Annotated in this window: 25 protein-coding genes and 2 tRNA genes; 19 read left to right on the top strand and 8 right to left on the bottom strand. The window is 65.1% G+C overall.

The window, feature by feature from the left end; translation table 11 throughout:
• Window positions 1-23 precede the first annotated feature (23 nt).
• The 6 genes from thyA to B0I00_RS01640 all read left to right on the top strand — a co-directional run bounded on the left by thyA (window position 24) and on the right by B0I00_RS01640 (window position 5,724).
• The gene (gene thyA, locus B0I00_RS01615) at window positions 24-980 is read left to right on the top strand and encodes a thymidylate synthase (protein WP_100865612.1); all 957 of its coding nucleotides are present in this window, start codon (window positions 24-26) and stop codon (window positions 978-980) included.
• 78 nt (window positions 981-1,058) lie between these two features.
• Window positions 1,059-1,250, top strand: coding sequence for a hypothetical protein (locus B0I00_RS01620; RefSeq protein WP_100865613.1), 192 nt, complete (start codon window positions 1,059-1,061; stop codon window positions 1,248-1,250).
• 209 nt (window positions 1,251-1,459) lie between these two features.
• Window positions 1,460-2,764 (top strand): 3-methyl-2-oxobutanoate dehydrogenase (2-methylpropanoyl-transferring) subunit alpha, encoded by a 1,305-nt coding sequence (locus tag B0I00_RS01625; protein WP_100865614.1) that lies wholly within the window; start codon window positions 1,460-1,462, stop codon window positions 2,762-2,764.
• Window positions 2,764-3,819 carry an alpha-ketoacid dehydrogenase subunit beta gene (locus B0I00_RS01630; protein ID WP_100865615.1) on the top strand — a complete coding sequence of 352 codons (1,056 nt, stop codon included), beginning with the start codon at window positions 2,764-2,766 and terminating at the stop codon, window positions 3,817-3,819. Before B0I00_RS01625 ends, B0I00_RS01630 begins: the two co-directional genes overlap by 1 nt.
• A 4-nt stretch (window positions 3,820-3,823) precedes the next feature.
• Window positions 3,824-5,134 (top strand): dihydrolipoamide acetyltransferase family protein, encoded by a 1,311-nt coding sequence (locus B0I00_RS01635; RefSeq protein ID WP_100865616.1) that lies wholly within the window; start codon window positions 3,824-3,826, stop codon window positions 5,132-5,134.
• Between the two features lie 11 nt (window positions 5,135-5,145).
• Window positions 5,146-5,724, top strand: a complete 579-nt coding sequence (locus B0I00_RS01640; protein ID WP_100865617.1) for a YdeI/OmpD-associated family protein — start codon at window positions 5,146-5,148, stop codon at window positions 5,722-5,724.
• Window position 5,725: 1 nt separating this feature from the next.
• Here the strand turns inward: B0I00_RS01640 and B0I00_RS01645 are convergent, their stop codons facing one another.
• Complete coding sequence (locus B0I00_RS01645; RefSeq protein WP_232730070.1) at window positions 5,726-6,157, bottom strand: hypothetical protein; 432 nt, start codon at window positions 6,155-6,157, stop codon at window positions 5,726-5,728.
• Between the two features lie 218 nt (window positions 6,158-6,375).
• Between B0I00_RS01645 and B0I00_RS01650 the strand changes: the two genes are divergently transcribed.
• Window positions 6,376-6,452 (top strand) — tRNA-Asp (locus B0I00_RS01650).
• A 20-nt stretch (window positions 6,453-6,472) separates the two neighbouring features.
• Here B0I00_RS01650 and B0I00_RS01655 read toward each other — a convergent pair.
• Complete coding sequence (locus B0I00_RS01655; protein ID WP_100865618.1) at window positions 6,473-7,546, bottom strand: MBL fold metallo-hydrolase; 1,074 nt, start codon at window positions 7,544-7,546, stop codon at window positions 6,473-6,475.
• A gap of 62 nt (window positions 7,547-7,608) precedes the next feature.
• Between B0I00_RS01655 and B0I00_RS01660 the strand changes: the two genes are divergently transcribed.
• A complete protein-coding gene (locus B0I00_RS01660) occupies window positions 7,609-8,097 on the top strand; it encodes a hypothetical protein (RefSeq protein ID WP_100865619.1) in 489 nt (162 codons plus the stop codon).
• On the opposite strand, the gene B0I00_RS01665 is transcribed toward B0I00_RS01660, so the two are convergent.
• The 4 genes from B0I00_RS01665 to B0I00_RS01680 form a co-directional block, all read right to left on the bottom strand.
• A complete protein-coding gene (locus tag B0I00_RS01665) occupies window positions 8,054-8,269 on the bottom strand; it encodes a DUF2842 domain-containing protein (protein WP_100865620.1) in 216 nt (71 codons plus the stop codon). The genes B0I00_RS01660 and B0I00_RS01665 overlap by 44 nt on opposite strands.
• Before the next feature lie 4 nt (window positions 8,270-8,273).
• Complete coding sequence (locus B0I00_RS01670; RefSeq protein ID WP_232730071.1) at window positions 8,274-8,846, bottom strand: 5-formyltetrahydrofolate cyclo-ligase; 573 nt, start codon at window positions 8,844-8,846, stop codon at window positions 8,274-8,276.
• Window positions 8,847-9,071: 225 nt separating this feature from the next.
• Entirely contained in the window at window positions 9,072-9,380 is a 309-nt protein-coding gene (locus B0I00_RS01675; protein WP_100865621.1) for a cell division protein ZapA, read from the bottom strand.
• 7 nt (window positions 9,381-9,387) lie between these two features.
• Window positions 9,388-9,588: a hypothetical protein gene (locus tag B0I00_RS01680; RefSeq protein ID WP_100865622.1), complete on the bottom strand. Its 201-nt coding sequence runs from the start codon at window positions 9,586-9,588 to the stop codon at window positions 9,388-9,390.
• A 170-nt stretch (window positions 9,589-9,758) separates the two neighbouring features.
• Between B0I00_RS01680 and tkt the strand changes: the two genes are divergently transcribed.
• The 5 genes from tkt to B0I00_RS01705 all read left to right on the top strand — a co-directional run bounded on the left by tkt (window position 9,759) and on the right by B0I00_RS01705 (window position 15,416).
• Window positions 9,759-11,750, top strand: a complete 1,992-nt coding sequence (gene tkt, locus B0I00_RS01685) for a transketolase (protein WP_100865623.1) — start codon at window positions 9,759-9,761, stop codon at window positions 11,748-11,750.
• Window positions 11,751-11,764: 14 nt separating this feature from the next.
• The gene (gap, locus tag B0I00_RS01690; RefSeq protein WP_100865624.1) at window positions 11,765-12,772 is read left to right on the top strand and encodes a type I glyceraldehyde-3-phosphate dehydrogenase; all 1,008 of its coding nucleotides are present in this window, start codon (window positions 11,765-11,767) and stop codon (window positions 12,770-12,772) included.
• Entirely contained in the window at window positions 12,772-13,245 is a 474-nt protein-coding gene (locus B0I00_RS01695; RefSeq protein WP_232730073.1) for an MOSC domain-containing protein, read from the top strand. The genes gap and B0I00_RS01695 overlap by 1 nt, the downstream gene beginning before the upstream one ends.
• A complete protein-coding gene (locus tag B0I00_RS01700) occupies window positions 13,242-14,444 on the top strand; it encodes a phosphoglycerate kinase (RefSeq protein WP_100865625.1) in 1,203 nt (400 codons plus the stop codon). Before B0I00_RS01695 ends, B0I00_RS01700 begins: the two co-directional genes overlap by 4 nt.
• Window positions 14,445-14,519: 75 nt before the next feature.
• A complete protein-coding gene (locus B0I00_RS01705) occupies window positions 14,520-15,416 on the top strand; it encodes a fructose bisphosphate aldolase (protein WP_100865626.1) in 897 nt (298 codons plus the stop codon).
• Between the two features lie 4 nt (window positions 15,417-15,420).
• Here the strand turns inward: B0I00_RS01705 and B0I00_RS01710 are convergent, their stop codons facing one another.
• Window positions 15,421-15,804, bottom strand: coding sequence for a hypothetical protein (locus B0I00_RS01710; RefSeq protein ID WP_100865627.1), 384 nt, complete (start codon window positions 15,802-15,804; stop codon window positions 15,421-15,423).
• 78 nt (window positions 15,805-15,882) lie between these two features.
• Here B0I00_RS01710 and thiE point away from each other — a divergent pair, with 78 nt between their 5' ends.
• Together thiE and B0I00_RS01720 are read left to right on the top strand one after the other, a co-directional pair.
• The gene (thiE, locus tag B0I00_RS01715) at window positions 15,883-16,497 is read left to right on the top strand and encodes a thiamine phosphate synthase (RefSeq protein ID WP_100865628.1); all 615 of its coding nucleotides are present in this window, start codon (window positions 15,883-15,885) and stop codon (window positions 16,495-16,497) included.
• 260 nt (window positions 16,498-16,757) lie between these two features.
• On the top strand, window positions 16,758-18,704 hold the full coding sequence (locus tag B0I00_RS01720; protein WP_100865629.1) for an OPT family oligopeptide transporter: 1,947 nt from the start codon (window positions 16,758-16,760) through the stop codon (window positions 18,702-18,704).
• Here B0I00_RS01720 and B0I00_RS01725 read toward each other — a convergent pair.
• The gene (locus B0I00_RS01725; RefSeq protein WP_232730074.1) at window positions 18,701-19,063 is read right to left on the bottom strand and encodes a hypothetical protein; all 363 of its coding nucleotides are present in this window, start codon (window positions 19,061-19,063) and stop codon (window positions 18,701-18,703) included. The genes B0I00_RS01720 and B0I00_RS01725 overlap by 4 nt on opposite strands.
• 152 nt (window positions 19,064-19,215) lie before the next feature.
• Between B0I00_RS01725 and efp the strand changes: the two genes are divergently transcribed.
• From efp to B0I00_RS01745, 4 genes are all read left to right on the top strand, one after another.
• On the top strand, window positions 19,216-19,782 hold the full coding sequence (gene efp, locus B0I00_RS01730; RefSeq protein WP_100865630.1) for an elongation factor P: 567 nt from the start codon (window positions 19,216-19,218) through the stop codon (window positions 19,780-19,782).
• 9 nt (window positions 19,783-19,791) lie between these two features.
• Window positions 19,792-20,613 (top strand): inositol monophosphatase family protein, encoded by an 822-nt coding sequence (locus B0I00_RS01735; protein ID WP_100865631.1) that lies wholly within the window; start codon window positions 19,792-19,794, stop codon window positions 20,611-20,613.
• Window positions 20,614-20,715: 102 nt separating this feature from the next.
• A complete protein-coding gene (locus B0I00_RS01740; protein WP_100865632.1) occupies window positions 20,716-21,027 on the top strand; it encodes a hypothetical protein in 312 nt (103 codons plus the stop codon).
• A gap of 51 nt (window positions 21,028-21,078) precedes the next feature.
• A tRNA-Leu gene (locus B0I00_RS01745) sits at window positions 21,079-21,162 on the top strand.
• The last annotated feature ends 57 nt before the right edge of the window (window positions 21,163-21,219 follow it).

Raw genomic sequence — 21,219 nt, forward strand, 5'->3', positions numbered from 1 at the left:
AATGTCGCGGCTAGGGTCATTTCATGGCCAGCGCAGCGATTCCCGACGATTCCCAAGCATCCGACCACTGGGAATGGCAGTATCTCGACCTGATGCGCCGCATCTGGGATCACGGTGACGAGCGGGTTGATCGCACCGGGATCGGCACCCGGTCGATCTTCGGCACGCAGATTCGTTGCGACCTGGGCGGCGGAGTCATGCCGCTGGTGACTACCAAGCGGGTCTATTGGAAAACCGCAACGCGCGAGTTCCTGTGGTTCCTGTCCGGCGATACGAACATCCGCGCCCTGTGTGCCCAGGGGGTCGAGATCTGGACCGACTGGCCGCTCGATCGCTATCGCCGCGAAACCGGTGACGACATCAGCCGCGAAGGGTTTTCGCAGCGCATCGTCGCCGATGCTGCGTTTGCCGAGGCCTGGGGCGATCTCGGGCCGGTCTACGGCAAGCAATGGGTCGACTGGGCAACCTACGTTCCAACGGGCGATGGCCTGTTCGCGAAGGGGCCAGGCGTCAACCAGGTCGAGCAGGTGGTTGAAAGCCTGCGCGCCAATCCGGGTAGCCGTCGCCACATCGTCGAAGGCTGGAATGTCGCCGAACTCGACCGAATGGCTTTGCCTCCGTGCCACAAGACGTACCAGTTCCATGTCGCCGGCAACAAGCTCAACTGCCTGCTGTACCAGCGCAGTTGCGACCTGGCCCTTGGCCTTCCGTTCAACTTGTGGGGCGGGGCGCTGTTCACCCGCATGGTGGCCCAGCAGGCCGGATTCGAGCCCGGCGAACTGGTGTGGATGGGCGGAGATACCCACCTCTACCTCAACCACGCCGACCTGGTCGAAACGCAGCTGTCGCGTCATCCATCGGGCACTCCGCGGCTCGAGATCGCACGCCGGCCTGCCAGCATCTTCGACTACGCGATCGAGGATTTCGAGGTGAGTGGCTATGTGCCGCAGGGCGCGCTCAAAGCTCCTGTGGCCGTCTGATAACGACAAAATCTGCACACTATTGCTTTCCCGCGATCCTTCGCCATATTTGCGCCTCCTACTCTGGAGGGTTTATCAATGCGCAAGTTCACTACCGCTGCTGTTCTCGTTGCCGCCTCGCTCGCTGTTGCCGCTTGCGGTGAAGCCGAAGCTCCGGTTGCCGAAGCCACCACCGAAGCCGCTGTGGAAGCTCCGGCGGCCGACGCTGCCACCGATGCTGCCACCGACGCTGCCGGCGCCACGGAAGCGGCTACCGAAGCTGCAATGTAAGATTTCGGCAGCAATGCCGTTTTCGGACGGGGCGGACCGAAAGGTCTGCCCCGTTTGCGTTTCCGGGAGGTACGTCAATCCACGAAATGGCTCGTTCGTTCGGTCCTCGGGACGTGTTGACGGCGAAATAGCTTTGAAATATTATATCGCCTGTATAAAATATGCTTCCACTGACGCGTTTTGCGTCCGGTGGAGCGGGAGAGCGCGATATGGCCAGCCGGCCGCCCTTCAAAGATCACAACCGCGGCAACCTGCCGCCCCTGTCGCTCCATGTTCCCGAGCCGCCGTTTCGCCCTGGCGATCCGGTCGATTATTCCTTCCTGGACATCCCTGCAGCGGGTGCCCAGCCGCGCCCGGATGAAGCCTGCGAGGCGGCCGAAACCCATCCGCTGTGCCACGACCTGATTCGCGTTCTGGACGATGACGGCCGCGCGGTCGGACCCTGGGACCCCAAGCTCGATCCCGAAACCCTGCGCCGGATGCTGCGCACCATGGCACTGACCCGCGCCTTCGACGACCGGATGTATCGCGGCCAGCGGCAGGGCAAGACCAGCTTCTACATGAAGTGCACCGGGGAAGAGGCGACGAGTGTCGCTTCGGCATTCGCCCTGGCTGACGACGACATGGTGTTCCCCAGCTATCGCCAGCAGGGCATCCTGATCGCGCGCGGCTATCCGTTGACCGAGATGATCAACCAGATCTACTCGAACCGCGCGGACAAGCTGAAGGGCCGCCAGCTGCCGATCATGTATTCCAGCCGCGAGCACAGCTTCTTCACGATCAGCGGCAACCTGGCGACGCAGTATCCGCAGGCCGCGGGCTGGGCCATGGCCAGCGCGATCAAGGGCGACAGCCGCATTGCCGCAACCTGGATCGGCGAGGGATCGAGCGCCGAGGGCGATGCGCACGCCGCCTTCACCTTCGCGACGGTGTTCAACGCGCCGGTGGTGTTCAACGTGGTCAACAACCAGTGGGCGATCTCGAGCTTCTCGGGCTTCGCCGGCGGAGAGCGCGCCACCTTTGCAGCCAAGGCCGTGGGCTATGGCATCGCCGGCCTCCGCGTCGATGGTAACGACGCGCTGGCGGTCTATGCCGCGATGCGATGGGCGGCGAATCGTGCGCGGGCGAACAAGGGCCCGACCCTGATCGAACACTTCACCTACCGCGCCGAAGGCCATTCGACGTCCGACGATCCGAGCGCCTATCGTTCCGCGCAGGAGCGCGGCGAGTGGCCGCTGGGCGATCCGATCACGCGGCTGAAGCAGCACCTCATAGCCCTGGGCGAATGGAGCGAAGATCAGCACGAGGCGATGGACAAGGAGCACGTCGACCAGGTCAAGGCGGCCACCAAGGAGGCCGAGAAGAACGGTATCCTCGGCCATGGGCTGCATCACCCGTTCCACACCATGTTCGAGGACGTGTTCGAGGACCTGCCGTGGCACCTCAAGGAACAGGCCGAGCAGGCCATCCGCGAGCGCCGGATCAAGTGGCCCACCTGGAAGGAGTACGAATGATGGGCCTTGAGGAAGCTCCACTGTCGCTGGCCAACGCGCCGACCAAGCGGCTCAACATGATCGAGGCGATCAACGATGCGCTCGACATCATGATGGAGCGCGATCCCAATGTTGTCGTGTTCGGTGAGGACGTCGGCTATTTCGGGGGGGTGTTCCGCGCCACGGCCGGCCTGCAAAAGAAATACGGCAAGACCCGCGTGTTCGACACCCCGATCAACGAATGCGGTATTATCGGCGCGGCCGTCGGAATGGGGGCCTATGGCCTGCGCCCCGTGCCGGAAATCCAGTTCGCCGATTACATCTATCCGGGCCTCGACCAACTGATCTCCGAAGCGGCGCGGCTGCGTTACCGTTCGGCGGGAGAGTTCACCTCGCCGATCACCGTGCGCAGTCCCTTTGGCGGGGGCATCTTCGGCGGCCAGACCCACAGCCAGAGCCCCGAGGCGCTGTTCACGCACGTGGCCGGGATCAAGACCGTGATCCCTTCGACCCCGCACGATGCCAAGGGCCTGTTGATCGCGGCGATCGAAGACAACGATCCGGTGATCTTCTTCGAGCCCAAGCGCATCTATAACGGGCCCTTCAACGGCTATTACGACAAGCCGGTCGAGCCCTGGGCGCGGCACAAGGATAGCGAGGTGCCCGAAGGCTATTACCGCATTCCGCTGGGCAAGGCCCGCGTGGTGCGCGAGGGCGAGGCGATGACCGTGCTGGCCTATGGCACGATGATCCATGTGGCCGAGGCGGTCCTGGCCGAAAAAGGCGTCGATGCCGAAATCATCGACCTGCGCACGCTGGTTCCGATCGACATCGACACTGTGCAAAAATCGGTGGAAAAAACCGGCAAATGCCTGATCGTTCACGAGGCGACCCGGACCTGCGGCTATGGCGCGGAACTGTCCGCGCTGGTGCAGGAGCGCTGCTTCTACCACCTCGAAGCGCCAATCGAGCGCGTGACAGGGTTCGACACCCCCTATCCGCATAGCCTCGAATGGGCCTATTTCCCCGGACCGGTCCGCATCGGCGAGGCCGTCGACCGGCTTTTGAAGGCATAAGACAATGGGCAAGTTCACCTTCAAGCTCCCCGACATCGGCGAAGGCATCGCCGAGGCCGAGATCGTCGCCTGGCATGTCAAACCGGGTGACCGGGTTGAGGAAGACGGCAAACTGGCCGACGTGATGACCGACAAGGCCACGGTCGAGATGGAGAGCCCGGTGGCGGGCGTCGTGCTGGAAGTGGCCGGCGCAGAAGGCGACATGATCGCCATCGGATCGCCGCTGGTGATCATCCAGACCGAGGGTGATGACGCGAGCGAAGGCGAGGAAGCCGCTGTTGCCGAGCGCATCGACGCTGAAACGCCGGATGCGGGCGACGTTGCGCGCGTCGAAGCGGCGGTGGCGGACGAACCTGCCGCACCCCCGCCGCCGCCCGCGCCAAAGCCTGCTCCGGCACCGGCGCCGGAACCAGCATCGGTGCCCCAGTCTGCTGCCAGCGCCGGTGCCAAGGTGCTGGCAAGCCCTGCGGTCCGCTCGCGCGCGAAGGAACTGGGCATCGATCTTGCCCAGGTCCGTCCGGCCGAGGACGGGCGCCTGCGCCACGCCGACCTCGACGCGTTCCTCGCCTATAACGGCGCCTACCGCGGCGCCGGCGGCACGGTGCCAGACCAGCAGGTCAGGGTCATCGGAATGCGCCGCCGCATCGCCGAGAACATGGCGGCGTCAAAGCGCAACATCCCGCACTTCTCCTATGTCGAGGAATGCGACGTCACCGCGCTTGAGGACCTGCGCGCGCAGCTGAACACAGGGTTCGGGGCAGACCGGCCGAAACTGACCATGCTGCCGCTTCTGATCGCCGCGATCTGCAAGACGCTGCCGGATTTCCCGATGCTCAACGCGCGCTATGACGACGAAGCCGGCGTGGTGACGCGCCACGGTGCGGTTCATCTCGGCATGGCGACCCAGACCGACGCGGGCCTGATGGTCCCGGTCATCCGCGATGCGCAGGACAAGAACCTCTGGCAGCTGGCCAACGAGATCCGCCGCCTGGCCGATGCCGCCCGCAACGGCAGCGCCAAGAGCGAGGAACTGTCGGGTTCGACGATCACGATAACGTCCCTCGGTCCGCTCGGCGGGGTCGCGACGACGCCGGTGATCAACCGGCCCGAAGTGGCGATCATCGGCCCCAACCGTATTGTCGAACGGCCGATGTTCGTGCCTGACGGCATGGGCGGAGAACGGATCGCCAAGCGCAAGCTGATGAACGTTTCGATCAGCTGCGATCACCGGGTGGTTGACGGCTGGGATGCTGCCAGCTTCATTCAGTCGGTAAGGCGCCTGATCGAAAATCCGGCGCTGCTGCTGGCGAACTGACGGAGAACGGCATGGCGAAGGACCCGCGGATCGATGCCAAGATCGCAGATGCCGCACCCTTCGCCCAGCCGGTACTGACGCATCTGCGCGCCCTCGTCCACGCGACGTTTCCGGATGTGGAGGAAACCATCAAGTGGGGCATGCCGCACTTCATGGTGGGCGGAAAGAACCTGGCCGGCATGGCCGCGTTCAAGGCGCACTGCGCGTTCGTGATCCACGGACAGGGGCGTCAGGGCGATGCCATGGGGCAATACGGCAAGATCGCCAGCCTGTCGGACTTGCCCGCCGATGCCGCGCTCGCCCGGAAATTGCGCGCAGCAAGAGCGGATATCGAAAGCGGAACGAAGAAGGAAACTGCGCCGCGCCGGGCCAAGCCCGATCTGCCAGTCCCGGCAGAGTTTCAGGCGGCGCTGGATGGCAACCCGGCGGCCAAGGCCGTGCTCGAGCAGTTCGCTCCGTCACATCGACGCGAGTACGTCGAATGGATCAGCGAGGCCAAGCGGCCCGAAACCCGCGACAAGCGGATCGCCCAGGCCGTGGAGTGGTTGGCCGAGGGAAAGAAACGCAACTGGAAGTACGAAGGGTGCTGATTCAGCGCACGATCGCGCTGTAGGCAATCTGTCCCGATCCGCGCGCGGCGACAGGGGCCGGAATGCGCCAGCGCACGTGAGTGACATCTTCGGGCGTGGCAAGCCGAGTGCCGATGCGCAGGTCGTCGAGGCGGCCCCAGGTTCGGCCTCCGTCGATGGAAACCTGTTCGCTGTCGTCGGCGCTGGCCTGGTAATAGACCGTGCGCGGGAGGGGATTGGTGACCACGAAGCCGCCATCTCCGGCCTGGCGCGTCCAGGTCACGATATAGACGACGCGGTCGCCGCGGCTGAGCCGCCGGGCAGGTTCGAGCATGCGCCCGTTCGCCCGTCCGCCGCGTTCGACGAAGACCGCGCTGTCGAGTGCCACGGACACGCGCGCCTGGGCGAAATTGGGCAAGGCGACTGCCATAGTGGCGAGCAGGAGATGTACCATGCGCGCGGCGCTGATGCGGAACTTTGGCACGAACGATTTGCCCCCGAATGCACCCGTTTCCGGGCCTGTGGTGCCGTTGTCGCCGGCAAGGGCAAAGATATGGTTAACAGGGCGTTTGCCGTGGCGGCGCGGCCTGTCGCACGGATGAAAAAATCGTCGCGCGAAGCTGTTGACAGGCCTGTGCTGCTGGCCTAGTGGCGCGGCTCCCAAGTGGCTGCGCGGGTGTAGCTCAGTTGGTTAGAGTGTCGGCCTGTCACGCCGAAGGTCGCGGGTTCGAGCCCCGTCACTCGCGCCACTTGGGACTTTCCTTACAAATCAGAACCCTTCGCCGAAGCGAACATCCTTGCTGCCCGCCGGCAGGGTGACGATCATGCCGTCGTGCGCCAGCTTCACGTCCGGATAGATTTCCGGGGCGTTGCCAAGGAACAGTGGCTCGATCAACCGGGACGGAGGCGCCGGGACGAGGTGGTAGAGAACCAGAGCCTTCGCGCCGGCCTGCTTGGCAGCGCGGGCGGCGTCCTCTGGGGTGGCGTGATAGTCCCTGATATCGGACATGATCTGCGCGGTATCGGCGTGGCCGCGCTCCTTCAGCTTTGCGCCAAGCGCTTCGACCATCGAACGGTTCAGCGCCTCGTGGAACAGAAGATCGGTGCCTTTCGACGCCGCAACCAGATTGGTATCGTTAACCGTGTCGCCGCTGATCACGATCGAGCGCTCCCGGTAATCGATTCGGTATCCGAAGGCCGGTGAGATCGGGCTGTGGTTGACCCTTATCGCGGTGATCTGCACGCCGTCCTTGGCATAGACCGGAACCTTCGAAGCACCCGGCGGTATCGTAATCTCAACCGGCACGGCACCGAACCCGTCCGGCCTGGCGATAAGTGGTCCGTGGTGGGCGATGCGAAAACCCCTGTCCGGCCGGTAAGCCTGCGTGAAGCCGGCCACTACCGCGCCGGTTCCTTCGGGGCCATGGACCGGCAGCGGCGCCGAACGGCGGCCAGCGATCCAGGCCTGCAGCATCAATTCGCCAAGGCCGTCGATGTGATCGGAATGCAGGTGGGTCAGGAACGCGCCCTGCAGCTTTTCCATCGGAAAGCCCATCCGGCCAAGCTTGCGGATCGAGCCAGCTCCGGAATCGAAGACGAACGCCTGTTGTCCCGCCAGGATGGCGATGCACGGACCTGCTCGGGCGGCATCCGGCATGGGCGAGCCGCTGCCGCAGACATAGGCATGTAGACCGTCGGGCAGGGCGCCCGACTGGTCGATCCCGACCGTCCGGTCGATCGCCGCATGGAAAAGCCGCTCTGCAACCCAGATGCGGGCGAGGAACAGGCTGAGTCCGAGACCCAGGACCAGGCCGCCCAGCGCCAGACCGAACCTGCGTTTCATGCCGCAATCCCCTCTTTGGCCGAAGGTTGCCGTGTGTGCACGAAACGAGCAAGGGGCGTCGCATGACCCTTGCCGCACCGCTCCGTTCCACCCTGCTTGCCGTGGCCGATGTGATGGCGCCTGCGCGGCACGATTGGTGGATCGTGGCCAGCGCGGCCCTCGCCCTCCACGGCGTAGAAGTAGGCGACGTGCGCGATGTGGACGTGCTGATTGATCCGCGCGATGCCGCTGCCGTGCTCGACCCGCTTGGGCTGAAGCCGGCTGTCGGACGGAGCGATGGCCGATTCCGCTCGGACCTGTTCGTTACCTGGACGAGCGCCGCACTGCCCATCGAACTGTTTGCGGGCTTCGACGTTTTTGACGGCGCCACTTGGCGCGGCGTGATCCCAACCAGCCGAGAACCGATCTCGGTCGGCGACAGCATTATCTGGGTGCCGTCGCGAGCGGACCTTCACGCAATGCTGCTGCGCTTCGGGCGGGACAAGGATATTGCCCGCGCCGCGCTGCTCAACCCCAGCGACCCGTTTCCATCCAGATCAGGAAGCGCTTGAGCGGCAGCAGCCAGATGACGCCGAGCAGGATATAAACCGGGGTCTGCAGGAGGGCGTGCCAGCCTTCCATCACCGGTGCTACGTAACGCGCGACGAGTACGCCATAGATCAGCAAGGCCACCAGCAGCGCCAGGACGCCAAAGGGTATGCGCAAGGTCGGTTGTTCGCGCATCGGTTCAGAACGGTCCGTAAAAGCGTGTGGGCGTCACCACCGCGCGCAGCGGCATGTCGTGCGGCTCCAGTGGCAGGCTGTCAACGCGCTGGCAATCCCAGGCAAGGCCGATGGTCAGAGCGTCCTGGTTGTCCGCCAGGTAGCGGTCGTAGTGCCCGCCGCCCTGGCCGAGTCGAAGGCCCAGGTCGGTAAAGGCAAGCAGGGGGACGACAAGCACGTCGGGATCGACCGGATCGGCCGAACCGTCAGGCTGCATGCCGTCCCAGGGGCTTGGCTCAAGCTCGTCCTCGACGAAGGGGTTGCTCCACAGGCGGAACCGCATCGGGCTGGAGCGGTCCGCAAACCAGGGCAGGGCGACCGGATGCCCGGCTTCATAGAACCAGCGGGCGTAGCCGAGGGGCGAAGCCTCGCTTCCGACGGGGTGATAGAGGCCGATCGTCGCGCCCGGTGCAATCAGGCCGAGCAGCGGAGCAGGCGGGCGCAGGAACAGCAATGCGCGCATGGCAGCGGGAATTGCGGCCTCGTGTTCGCGTCGCGCTGCGCGCATCCGGGTTCGCAGCGCTTGCTTGTCGATCACGAGGGGCGGCCTTGCTCAAAAGATCGGGTGACGGGACCGCCATGGGCCGTTGCCGGGGAAATCCTCTGACGCCTCAAACGTCAGGTGGGGACCATGTGTGCCGGACCTCTGCGCGAAACAGCGGCCCGACCAGGGACAGCCCCCATGGATTGCTTATAGCCTCAGGGATATTCTGTCGGTTCGCACCGGGCAGTACCCGTCGCGCCCCATGTAGGGCCGAGCGCCCTAAGCCTCAAGTGAAAGCGCGACTTTTTCCAGCCGGTCGGCAATCGATTCGAGCAGATCGGCGGAATCGTCGGTGCCCGTCGCGGGAACCGGGCCACTCGTTCCATCCGGGCGTCCACGCGCTTCGTGCAGTTCGTCGGACAGCAGCAGCGCGGCGAACAGCAGTTGGCGTACTTCGCTGTGCCCGGGGCCGAGCTGTTCGACCTTTTCGCCGATCTTGCGGCCCAGCGCCGCGATGTGCTCTTCTTCGCCGTCGGCGCAGGCTACCGTGTAAGACCGTCCGCCGATCTGCAAGGTTACGTTGCTCATAGCAAGGCTACCTTTCCGCGTTGTCGATCAGCAGGTCGAGCTGGTCGAGTGATTGCTGGACCACGGTGCACAGGCGATCGTGCCGCCTCTGCAGGTTGGCCAGGTCGGCGCCATCTGCCGGACCCTTGCTGGCGCGTACCCCCGCCTCGATCCGGGCGAGCGCCGCGTCGATGCGCGCCTTGGCGCGGGCGGTGCGATCCCCATCCATGACAGCTGGCTAACCCAAAAGCGTCACGCTGCAAAGGGATGGGCCCTGCTTTTCCCACGCTTTGACAAAGCGGCCGGGAAGGGCCGGGTTGACGGGGGGCGGAGCCACCCTAAAGGAGGCCCCGCGCCGACTCGGCGCAGTTTCAGCGATCTTTCCGGGAGCCTTGTCGAATGAGCCCCTCTGCCGCGAACCTGGCTCCTTCCCGCCTTGCCCCCATGGCAAACGCCATTCGTGCCCTTTCGATGGACGCCGTTCAGGCGGCGAACTCGGGCCATCCCGGCATGCCGATGGGCATGGCCGATGTCGCCACGGTGCTGTTCAGCCAGTTCCTCAAGTTCGATCCCGCAGCGCCCAAGTGGCCCGACCGCGACCGTTTCGTACTTTCGGCCGGCCACGGTTCGATGCTGATCTATTCGCTGCTCTACCTGACCGGCTATGACGCGCCGACCATCGATGACATCCGCAAGTTTCGCCAGCTGCACAGCCCATGTGCCGGCCACCCGGAGAATATCGAGCTGGAAGCGATCGAATGCACCACCGGCCCCTTGGGCCAGGGTCTGGCCATGGCCGTGGGCATGGCGATTGCCGAACGCCACCTCAACACCGAGTTCGGCAGCGATCTGGTCGATCACAAGACCTGGGTGATCGCCGGCGACGGCTGCCTGATGGAAGGCATCAACCACGAGGCGATCGGCCTTGCCGGCAATCTCCAGCTTGGCCAGCTCAACGTGCTGTGGGATTCGAATCACATCACCATCGACGGTGACACCTCGCTGTCGACCTGCGAGGATATCCTTGCACGCTACCGCGCGACCGGCTGGCATACCGCCGAATGCGACGGCCATGACTTCGCCGATATTGCCCGTGCCCTGGCCGAGGCGGAGGCCGACCCGCGCCCGTCGCTGGTCGCCTGTCATACCGTCATCGGCAAGGGCGCGCCCAACAAGCAGGGCACCCACAACGTTCATGGCAGTCCGCTTGGCGCCGAAGAGATCGCCGCGACCCGCGCGGTGCTGGGCTGGACAGCCGAGCCTTTCGTCGTGCCCGATGATGTGATGGCCGATTGGCGCAGCCTGGGCGCCAGGGGTGCCGAAACCCGCGCCGAATGGGAGAAGCGCCTGAACGCCGAGGCGCGCGGCGGCGAGTTTTCCGCCCGCATGGCGGGCGAATTGCCGACGCTGAACGGTTGGCACGAGTACCGCGCCAAACTGGCCGCCGATAAGCCCAAGCTGGCAACCCGCAAGTCGAGCGAGGACGCGCTGACGGTCCTCACCGCCGCCGTTCCCGCGATGATCGGCGGATCGGCCGACCTCACCGGTTCCAACAACACCAAGACCAAGTCGACCGGCCCGTTCACGGCTGATGATTACTCGGGCCGCTATCTCTATTACGGCATCCGCGAGTTCGGCATGGCGGCGGCGATGAACGGCATGGCGCTGCATGGCGGCATCGTGCCCTACGGCGGCACCTTCCTGGTGTTCTCCGACTATTGCCGCAACGCGATCCGTCTGGCGGCGCTGCAGCAGACTCGCTCGATCTTCGTGCTGACCCACGATTCGATCGGTCTGGGCGAAGATGGTCCGACCCACCAGCCGATCGAGCACGTCGCTTCGCTGCGCGCGATCCCCGATCTGTGGGTGATGCGCCCGGCCGACGCGATGGAGACCGCCGAGTGCTGGGAACTGGCGCTTCGACGCAAGGACGGTCCGAGCGCGCTGGCGCTGACCCGCCAGAACCTGCCCGCGCTGCGCGACGATGCCGACGAGAACCGCAGTGCCAAGGGTGCCTATCGTCTGGTCGCGGCCAAGGCGGCACGCCGGGTCGTGCTGCTCGCGACGGGCTCGGAAGTGCAGATCGCGGTAGAAGCGGCCAAGGCGCTCGAGGAAGCCGGCATTGGCGCCGATGTCGTTTCCATGCCGTGCTGGGAGTTGTTCGAGGCACAGGACAAGTCGTACCAGGACAGCTTGATCCCCGAAGGCGCGCTGGCCGTGTCGATCGAAGCCGGCACAACCTTCGGCTGGCACAAGTGGACCGGCCGCGACGGTCTGGCCATCGGCATCGACCGCTTTGGTGCCTCGGCCCCGGCCGAAGCGCTGTTCCCCTATTTCGGCCTCACCGCAGAGGCGATTGTTCCGCAGATCAAGGCCAAGCTTGGCCTTTAAGAGGAGTTGAGTTCATGGCAATCAAGGTTGCGATCAACGGTTTCGGGCGCATCGGGCGCAATGTCGCGCGCGCGATCCTGGAGCGGGACGACCACGATCTCGAACTGGTTTCGATCAACGATCTCGCCTCGGCCAAGGCCAACGCCATGCTGTTCCAGCGCGACAGCGTCCACGGCGCCTTTTCGGGCACGGTCGAAGTCGATGGCAACGATCTGATCATCAACGGCAAGCGCATCCAGGTTACCGCCGAACGCGATCCGGCGAACCTGCCGCACAAGGCCAACGGCGTCGACATCGCGCTGGAATGCACCGGTTTCTTCACCGACCGCGCCTCTTGCGAAAAGCATCTGGCTGCCGGCGCGAAGAAGGTCCTGATCTCGGCCCCCGGCAAGAATGTCGACCTGACGGTCGTGTTCGGTGTCAACCATGACAAGCTGGAAGCCGCGCACACCATCGTCTCGAACGCATCGTGCACCACCAACTGCCTCGCGCCCTTCGCCAAGGTCCTGAACGACGCCATCGGCATCGAACGCGGGCTGATGACCACGGTCCACGCCTATACCAACGACCAGAAGATCCTCGACCAGATCCACGAAGATCCGCGCCGCGCCCGCGCTGCCGGCATGTCGATGATCCCGACCACCACCGGCGCTGCCCGTGCCGTGGGCGAAGTCCTGCCTGAACTGAAGGGCAAGCTCGACGGTTCGGCCATCCGCGTGCCGACCCCCAACGTTTCGGTCGTCGACCTGACCTTCCAGCCCAAGCGCGACACGACAAAGGATGAAGTCAACCAGCTGCTCAAGGATGCCGCCAATGGCGCTTTGAAGGGCGTACTGGGCTTCTCCGACGAACCGCTGGTCTCGATCGACTACAATGGCTGCGCCAATTCCAGCACCATCGACAGCCTCGAAACGGCGGTGATCGACGGCAAGCTGGTTCGTGTGCTGAGCTGGTACGACAACGAATGGGGCTTCTCCAACCGTATGGTCGACACGGCCGGCACGATGGGCAAACTCATCTGATGGCTGCCGGGCGCCTCCTCGGCATCGCGCGGCACGATCGCCCGCGTGGACCGATGGAGGTGCTCGACCATGTATCGGTTTCCGCAGCAGGCGGCGTGCAGGGCGATTTTCGCGGTGCCGTGCGGCCGGGGCGCAAGCCACGCCGCCAGATTTCGTTGATCGAAGCGGAAAGCTGGGAGGCCGCGCTGGCCGATCTGGGCCGCGCCGGTGACGACGACCTTCAGTGGTGGAAACGTCGGGCCAATCTGCTGACGCAGGGAATTCGCCTGCCGCGCCAGGCCGGAGCGATCATCGCAATCGGCGACAGCCTGCGCATCGAAGTCACCACCGAATGCGATCCGTGCAGCCGCATGGAAGAGATCGCGCCCGGCCTCAAGGCCGTACTCTTGCCCGATTGGCGCGGTGGCGCGCTTGGCCGGGTCATCGCCGACGGCGAAATCGCCCTGGGCGACGAGATAAGGATAATCGAATGACGCGGTTCAAGACGCTTGACGATCTCGGCGACATTGCCGGCAAGGTCGCACTGGTGCGGGTCGATCTCAACCTGCCGATGCATGACGGCGCCGTTACCGATGACACCCGGGTGCGCGCCTCGGCCCCCACGATCCTGGAACTGGCGGGCAAGGGCGCCAAGGTCCTGCTGCTCGCCCACTTCGGCCGCCCCAAGGGCGAGCGCGTTTCGACCATGTCGGTGTCGATGACCCTCGACGCGGTGCAGGCCGTCCTCGGCGAAGAAGTGATGTTCATTCCCGAAATCACCGGCCCGGTGGTCGAACAGGCAGTCGGCATTCTTCAGCCAGGCGATATCGCGATGCTGGAGAACACGCGTTTCTGGAAGGGCGAGGAAGCCAACGATCCGGATTTTGCCGCAGCAATTGCCGCCAATGGCGATATCTACGTCAACGACGCCTTCTCCGCCGCGCATCGCGCCCACGCCAGCACCGAAGGGCTGGCCCGCCTGCTACCGGCCTATGCCGGGCGATCGATGGAAGCCGAACTGAAAGCGCTCGACGCTGCATTGGGCAATCCGGTCAAGCCGGTCGCCGCCGTCGTTGGCGGGGCCAAGGTTTCCTCCAAGCTCGATGTGCTCAAGCACCTCGTCACCCAGGTCGATCACCTGATCATCGGCGGCGGCATGGCCAACACCTTCCTTGCCGCGCGCGGGGTCAATGTCGGCAAGTCGCTGTGCGAACATGACCTGACCGGTACGGCCGAAGCGATCCTCGATGCGGCTGACGCGGCGGGCTGCACCGTCCATCTGCCCTATGACGTGGTCGTGTCGAAGGAGTTTGCCGCAAACCCGGCGAGCTTGCGCACCTGCAACGTCCACGAAGTGGCCGCCGACGAAATGATCCTCGATGTCGGCCCCCAGGCGGTCGAGGCGCTGGCCGATGTGCTCAAGACCTGCCGAACGCTGGTCTGGAACGGTCCGATGGGCGCGTTTGAAATGCCGCCGTTCGATGCCGCGACAGTGGCCTTGGCGCGCAGCGCGGCGGCGTTGACCGCCGAAGGCGCGCTCGTATCGGTCGCCGGCGGCGGGGACACCGTTGCCGCCTTGAATCACGCCGGCGTGGCCGAGGATTTCTCCTACATCTCCACCGCCGGCGGCGCCTTCCTCGAATGGATGGAAGGCAAGGAACTGCCGGGGGTGGTTGCGCTCGAAAACGCCTGAAGGCGCTCTTGCAGCTTGGCCGGCGGCTCGTTATGGGCCGCGTTCACATACGTATGCAACAGGGGCTGAAATCGCATGAACACTGCCGAGATGACTGCCAAGATGGCCGCCGGGAACGGCTTTATCGCCGCGCTGGACCAGTCGGGCGGGTCAACCCCGAAGGCGCTCAAGGGCTATGGCGTGGAAGAAGGCGCCTGGTCGAACGACGAGGAAATGTTCGGCCTGATCCATGACATGCGCAGCCGTATCATCCGTTCCAGCGCTTTCGACGGCAGCAAGGTGATCGGCGCGATCCTGTTCGAGCGCACGATGGACGGTTCGGTGGATGGTCAGTCTGTCCCCTCTGCGCTGATCGCGAAGGGGATCGTTCCCTTCATCAAGATCGACAAGGGGCTCGAAGACGAGGCCGAGGGCGTGCAGCTGATGAAGCCTATGCCCGAACTCGACGCACTGCTGACCAAGAGCAAGGCGCTGGGCGTGTTCGGGACCAAGGAACGCTCGGTCATCAATTCGGCAAACGCGGCAGGCATCGCCGCTGTCGTCAAGCAGCAGTTCGAGGTCGGCAACCAGGTTCTCTCGCACGGCATGATGCCGATCATCGAGCCAGAAGTGAACATCAAGAGCGCGACCCGCGCGGAATGCGACACCATCCTGAAGGACGAAATCCTGAAGCAGCTGGATGCGCTTGCCGAGGGCCAGCAGGTCATGCTCAAGCTGTCGCTGCCGGTCGTCCCCGGCACGTTCGATGCCTTGGTCGACCATCCGAAGGTGCTACGCGTCGTGGCGTTGTCGGGTGGCTATGCACGGCCCCAAGCCTGCGTCGAGCTAGCCAAGAACCGCGGCATCATCGCCAGCTTCAGCCGCGCTCTGCTCGAAGACCTGCGCTTCCAGATGAGCGATTCCGAATTCGACGCCGCGCTGGGCAGTGCGATCGACGAGATCTACACCGGATCGACCGTCAAGACCGCCTGAGCGATCAAAGCCCCCCGGCGAACTTGAAGCCGAAACGGTATTCGTCGGGGTAGATCGTCTGGTCGGCGCGCTTTTCCGGGAGCACTTCGACCAGCGTCAGCGAACCGTCGGCGACCTGCTGCGGTTCGCCCAGAACCAAGTCGCGGCTTTGCGATCCGGTGCCAAGGTCGATCCGGACGGTAACCTTGACCCGGCCGGCCCAGACGCACTGGACGTCCCGCGCGCAGCGGCTGTCCTCCAGCACGGTCAGCGGCGTGACGGATGGCCCGCCGACCACGCCCGTTTCCCCGATGCGCAACCGGGTGATGCCGTCGCTGCTGTTGCGATAGGTGATGCACCCCGGCAGGACGAGGGCGACGGCGAGCGGAATCGCGATGGCGTGTCTCATAGTGCGCATAACGCAAGGCACGCCTGAACGGTTCCGGAACGCTTGGCGAAGGGCCGTGGCGCGTCTAGGGCAGGGGCCATGTCCGATTGCCAGCTTTACCTGATCTCGCCGCTCGACGTGGCGGGTGCCTATCCCGACCGGCTGACCCGCGCACTTGATGCAGGGCCGGTGGCGGCCTTCCAGTTCCGCGTGAAGGGCTTCGACGAGCACGAGGCCGCGCGCCTTGCCGATCCGCTCCAACGGATCTGCGCCGATCGCGATGTGGCCTTTATCGTGAACGATTCGATTTCGCTCGCGAAGCGCCTTGGCGCCGATGGCGTGCACCTGGGGCAGGGCGATGGCGACGTTGGCGAAGCGCGCCAGCGTCTCGGTCGCGACGCGCAGATCGGCGTCACGTGCCACGACAGCCGCCATCTTGCCATGGAAGCGGGCGAGGCGGGGGCCGACTACGTCGCTTTCGGGGTCTTCTATCCCACCACGACCAAGCAGACCGAACACGTCGCGACGCCAGATCTGCTGACCTGGTGGCAGGAACTGTTCGAGATTCCCTGCGTCGCGATCGGGGGGATCACCCCCGAAAACGCCGCGCCTCTGGTTGAGGCCGGCGCGGACTTCCTGGCCGTCAGCCATGCCGTCTGGGGCGGTGACGAGGCCGCTGCCGTCAAGGCCTTTGCGGCGATCCTCAAGGGATAGGGCGTCAGATCGGAAATTGCGCTGGCTGCGTCGCGATCCTGTTCAAGCGTGTTTCGGTAAAGCTGCCGAGGTCTAGCCGACCGCCGATCCGGCCGTGGCCCGGCGATCCGACCGCGATCATTTCCTGCTGCGCCGAATCCTGCAACATAGGGCCTGGCGGCTCGGTGAGCGCACGGCGGACTTCTATTTCTCTCGCCAATCGGTTCGAAGTGTGTGAACCATTTCAGATTGATGGCTGCTAGAATGATTGAGGGGGCTGAATGACTGCCGAGCCGACGCCGCGCGAACTTACCCTTCGGTCGATCATTCTGGGCGGGGCGCTGACCTTCCTGTTCACGGCCGCCAACGTCTATTTCGGATTGCGGGTCGGCCTGACCTTCTCGACCGCCATTCCCGCCGCCGTCATTTCGATGGCGGTGCTGAGGACCATGGGCGGGGCGACGATTGTGGAGAACAACATCGTCCAGACCATCGGCAGCGCGGCGGGCGCCGTGGCGACGATGGTGTTCATCCTGCCCGCGCTGGTTATCGTCGGATGGTGGCAGGCGATTCCGTACTGGGAAACAATGCTGGTCTGTGCGACGGGCGGGATCCTGGGGGTCATGCTCTCGGTGCCGATGCGCCGCGCGCTCGTTGTCGACAGCGATCTGCCCTATCCCGAAGGCGTTGCCGGGGCCGAAATCCTGAGGGTCGGCATGGGCGATGCCGAAGGGCAAAGCGAAAACCGCGTCGGCCTGGCAACGATCCTGCTTGGCGCGCTGGCCGGGGCCGGGTTCGGCGTGCTGACCATGCTGCGGCTGGCCGCGGGCGAAGTTGCGAAGGTGTTCAAGATCGGCGCCGGCTATGCGACCATCGGATCGACGATGTCGTTGGGCCTCGTCGCGGTCGGACACCTGATCGGGCTGGCGACCGGGCTTTCCATGCTGGCCGGCCTCGTCATCGGCAAGCTGATCCTCCTGCCCTGGCTAAGCGCGGGAATGCCGGGCCCTGCCGAGGAGGTCGTCGGCACGGTCTTCGGCCAGCAGGTGCGGATGGTTGGCGCAGGCGCCATGGCCGTGGCCGCGCTGTGGGCCCTGCTGCGCATCACCGGGGCGATCGTGCGCGGGTTGGCCGGCATCGCCGCGACGTCCCGCGCGCGCAAGGCCGGGGCTGCGATCGACCTCACCGAACGAGACCTGTCCGCCGGGTGGGTCGTCGGGCTGTCTGCCGCGATGTTCGTGCCGATCTTCGTGCTTGTCTGGCAATTCGTCCAGGGCGGACCGCTGGCCGGATCGATCCCCGCCGTGCTGCTGTTGACCCTGCTTTTCGTTGCCGTCATCGGCGTCTTTACTGCGGTCGTTACCGGCTACATGGCAGGTCTGGTCGGCACGTCGAACAGCCCGGTCTCGGGCGTCGGCATCCTGTCGATCCTGATCGCCGCCGTGGTGGTGGCGGCGATCTTCGGCGGCGGAGTGGGCGAGGGCGAGCGTGCTCCGCTGATTGCCTTCGCGCTGTTCCTGGTGGCGTTCGTTTTCGGCATCGCGATCGTCGCCAACGACAATCTCCAGGACCTGAAAACAGGGCAACTGGTCGGATCGACTCCGTGGAAGCAGCAGGTCGCGCTGATCATCGGCGTGGTCGCGGGATCGCTGATCCTGCCGCCGGTGCTGCAACTACTGGCCACCAGCTTCGGATTCGCGGGCGCGCCGGGGGCGGGAGAGAACGCACTGGCCGCGCCGCAGGCGTCGCTTTTTGCCGCGATTGCACAGGGCGTGCTGGGCGGCTCGCTGCGCTGGGACCTGATCTGGCTAGGCGTCGGTATCGGCGCGGTGCTGATCGCGATCGACGAAGGGCTGCGCAAGGCGGGCAAGGGCAAACTGCCTCCCCTCGCCGTCGCCATGGGCATCTACCTTCCCGCGACGCTGGTCTTTCCGGCGGTTATCGGCGCCGTGATCGGGCATTTCTGGAACGTGATGGCGGCGCGCACGTCGCGGCCCGAGTTCACCGAACGGCTCGGCGTGTTGCTGGCGACCGGCCTGATCGTCGGTGACAGCCTGTTCGGCCTCGCCTTTGCAGGGGCCGTGGGCGCGACCGGCGATCCGGCGAAGCTGGCGATCGTGGGCGACAGCTTTGCCCCCGCATCGGAATGGGTCGCAGTTGTCGTGATCGTCGCGTTGCTGGTTCTGACCTATCGCCGCACCGAGACCCGGGCCCAGGCCGCAGACTAGCCGTTGTTGACGACGCGGCGCACGCAGCGCAGCGCGCTGTCCTTGCCGTCGGGTCCGATCATCCGCAGGAACCGGCCGGAAATTCGGTGATAGCGGGTGCCCTTCTTGGGGCCGCTGGTCATCGTCACGGTTTCGCCGGTGAGAAGGTAGGTGCCGCGCCCGGCCGCGGTGCGATAGGTGTTGGCGTTGACGATCTCGAAAGCTTCGTCGGGCTGGCGGATGCCGGCCGGACCAGCGGCGTCGCCGGGCAGTTCGCAGGCATAGCTTCCCGCCTCGAGAGTGCCCAGCTTTCCTCCCGGAACGGCAGAGGCGGGCGCTGCGGCGAACACGATGGCGGCGATGGCGAGGGTGCGGATCATGGCGCGCTCCGTTGGACGAGCGCCGCTTAGCAGGCGATGAACGACGCCGCCACCTTGACGTATGCCACCTTGCCGGATGGCGCGCCTCGCGCTAAGGGCGCGCCTTTCCCGGTGCAGACCGGGGCGTCTTTCTCAACTTCTGAAGGCATCCCATGGCGAAGATCAGCGGCGTGGACATTCGTCCCGGCAATATCCTTGAATATGAAAAGGGCATCTGGAAGGTCGCCAAGACCCAGCACACCCAGCCGGGCAAGGGCGGCGCCTTCATGCAGGTCGAAATGAAGAACCTGATCGACGGCCGCAAGACCAACGTCCGCTTTCGCAGCGCAGACACGGTCGAGAAGGTCCGCCTCGACACCAAGGATTTCCAGTACCTCTACGCCGAAGGCGATGACCTGGTCTTCATGGACAAGGACAACTTCGAACAGATCACCCTGCCGCGCGACCTCCTTGGCGATGCGGCCGATTTCCTGCAGGACGGCATGGATGTCGTGCTCGAACTGTGGGAAGAACGCCCGGTCAGCGTCGAATTGCCCGCGCAGATCGAAGCCACCATCGTCGAAGCCGACGCCGTGGTGAAGGGACAGACGGCCTCGTCGAGCTACAAGCCCGCGATCCTCGACAACGGCGTGCGCGTGATGGTGCCGCCGCACATTTCGAGCGGTACGCGCATCGTCGTCGACGTTTACGAGCGCACCTACGTCGGCAAGGCGGACTAAGGACAGGTCATGGCCGTCATTTCCGGCATCATCCGCGTCATGGAAAAGGCCGCCCGCAAGGCGGGTGGCCGCCTGCGCCGCGACTTCGGCGAGGTCGAACACCTGCAGGTCAGCCGCAAGGGTCCGGCGGATTTCGTCTCCAAGGCCGACCAGCGCGCCGAACGCATCATCTATGACGAGCTGCTCGCCGCCCGCCCGGACTGGGGCTTCCTGATGGAAGAAGGCGGCGAGATCCACGGCGCCGACGGCAAGCCGCGCTTCATCATCGACCCACTCGACGGGACGAGCAACTTCCTCCACGGCATTCCGCACTTTTCGGTGTCGATCGCGGTGCAGGAACCCAAGCTCGACGGGTCGGGCTGGGGTGAAATAACGGCGGCTCTGGTCTATCAGCCGATCACCGATGAAAGCTTCTGGGCGGAAAAGGCGCGCGGTGCCTGGCTCCACGACCGACGCCTGCGAGTCTCGGCCCGCCGGCACATGGACGAAAGCCTGATCGCCACGGGAACGCCCTTTGCCGGTCGCGGCGATGCCACCGAATGGACCAAGATCTTCAACGCGATCGCGCCGCAGGTGGCGGGCATTCGCCGCTTCGGTTCGGCCGCGCTGGATCTCGCCTGGGTTGCCGCGGGTCGCTACGAAGGGTTCTGGGAAAGCGGACTGTCGCCTTGGGACAGCGCGGCGGGTTGCCTTCTGGTGCGCGAGGCCGGCGGTTTCGTGACCGATTGGCGCGGTATTTCGCAGCCGATCTGCGACCGTCAGATTCTCGCGGGCAACGACGCGCTCCACTCGCGCCTTCACAAGGCCCTGGCTGCCGCCATCAAGGCCTGAACTATTTGTCCTTAACGCGCCGGTGAAGGGAGGTTTTAATCCCTTCTTAGGCACGCTTGCCAATACTCGCCCCATAGGGACACTTGCGGATGGGGTGGCAGTATGACGGGACTTCTTGTTTTCGAGAGCCTGGGGCTTGCTCTGGCGGCAGCCGGCGGGCCGGTCGCGACGACGCACACTGTCGCCGTCAGCGAGCCGCGGCAAGCCGCGCCGATGTCACAGCGCGCACGCACCCGTGACGAACGGATCGGTTCGGTCGCCTTGCGCGGCTTTCCCAGCGGCGACCGTTGGGAGCCGCCGGCCAAGTCATGGGGCGATCAGGCGAGCGGCCCGGTCCTGGAGATCGGCACGCTTGGCGGAAAGCGCGTGCGCGGCCCCGACCTGGCGCATGTATCGCTCGACTGGCAATTTTGATTCGATCGCTTGAACCCTTGGACAGGGGCGGCTAAGCGCGCGGTCTGTCGTGCCCCTGTGGCGGAATGGTAGACGCGAACGACTCAAAATCGTTTGTCGCAAGGCGTGCCCGTTCGAGTCGGGCCAGGGGCACCACGACTTGGCCGCCGACGACCTTTGCGCCGTCATCGTGCTTTCGCGGCTTTAACCAAA

Origin of the sequence: Novosphingobium kunmingense (assembly GCF_002813245.1) — a bacterium.
Lineage (GTDB): Bacteria > Pseudomonadota > Alphaproteobacteria > Sphingomonadales > Sphingomonadaceae > Novosphingobium > Novosphingobium kunmingense.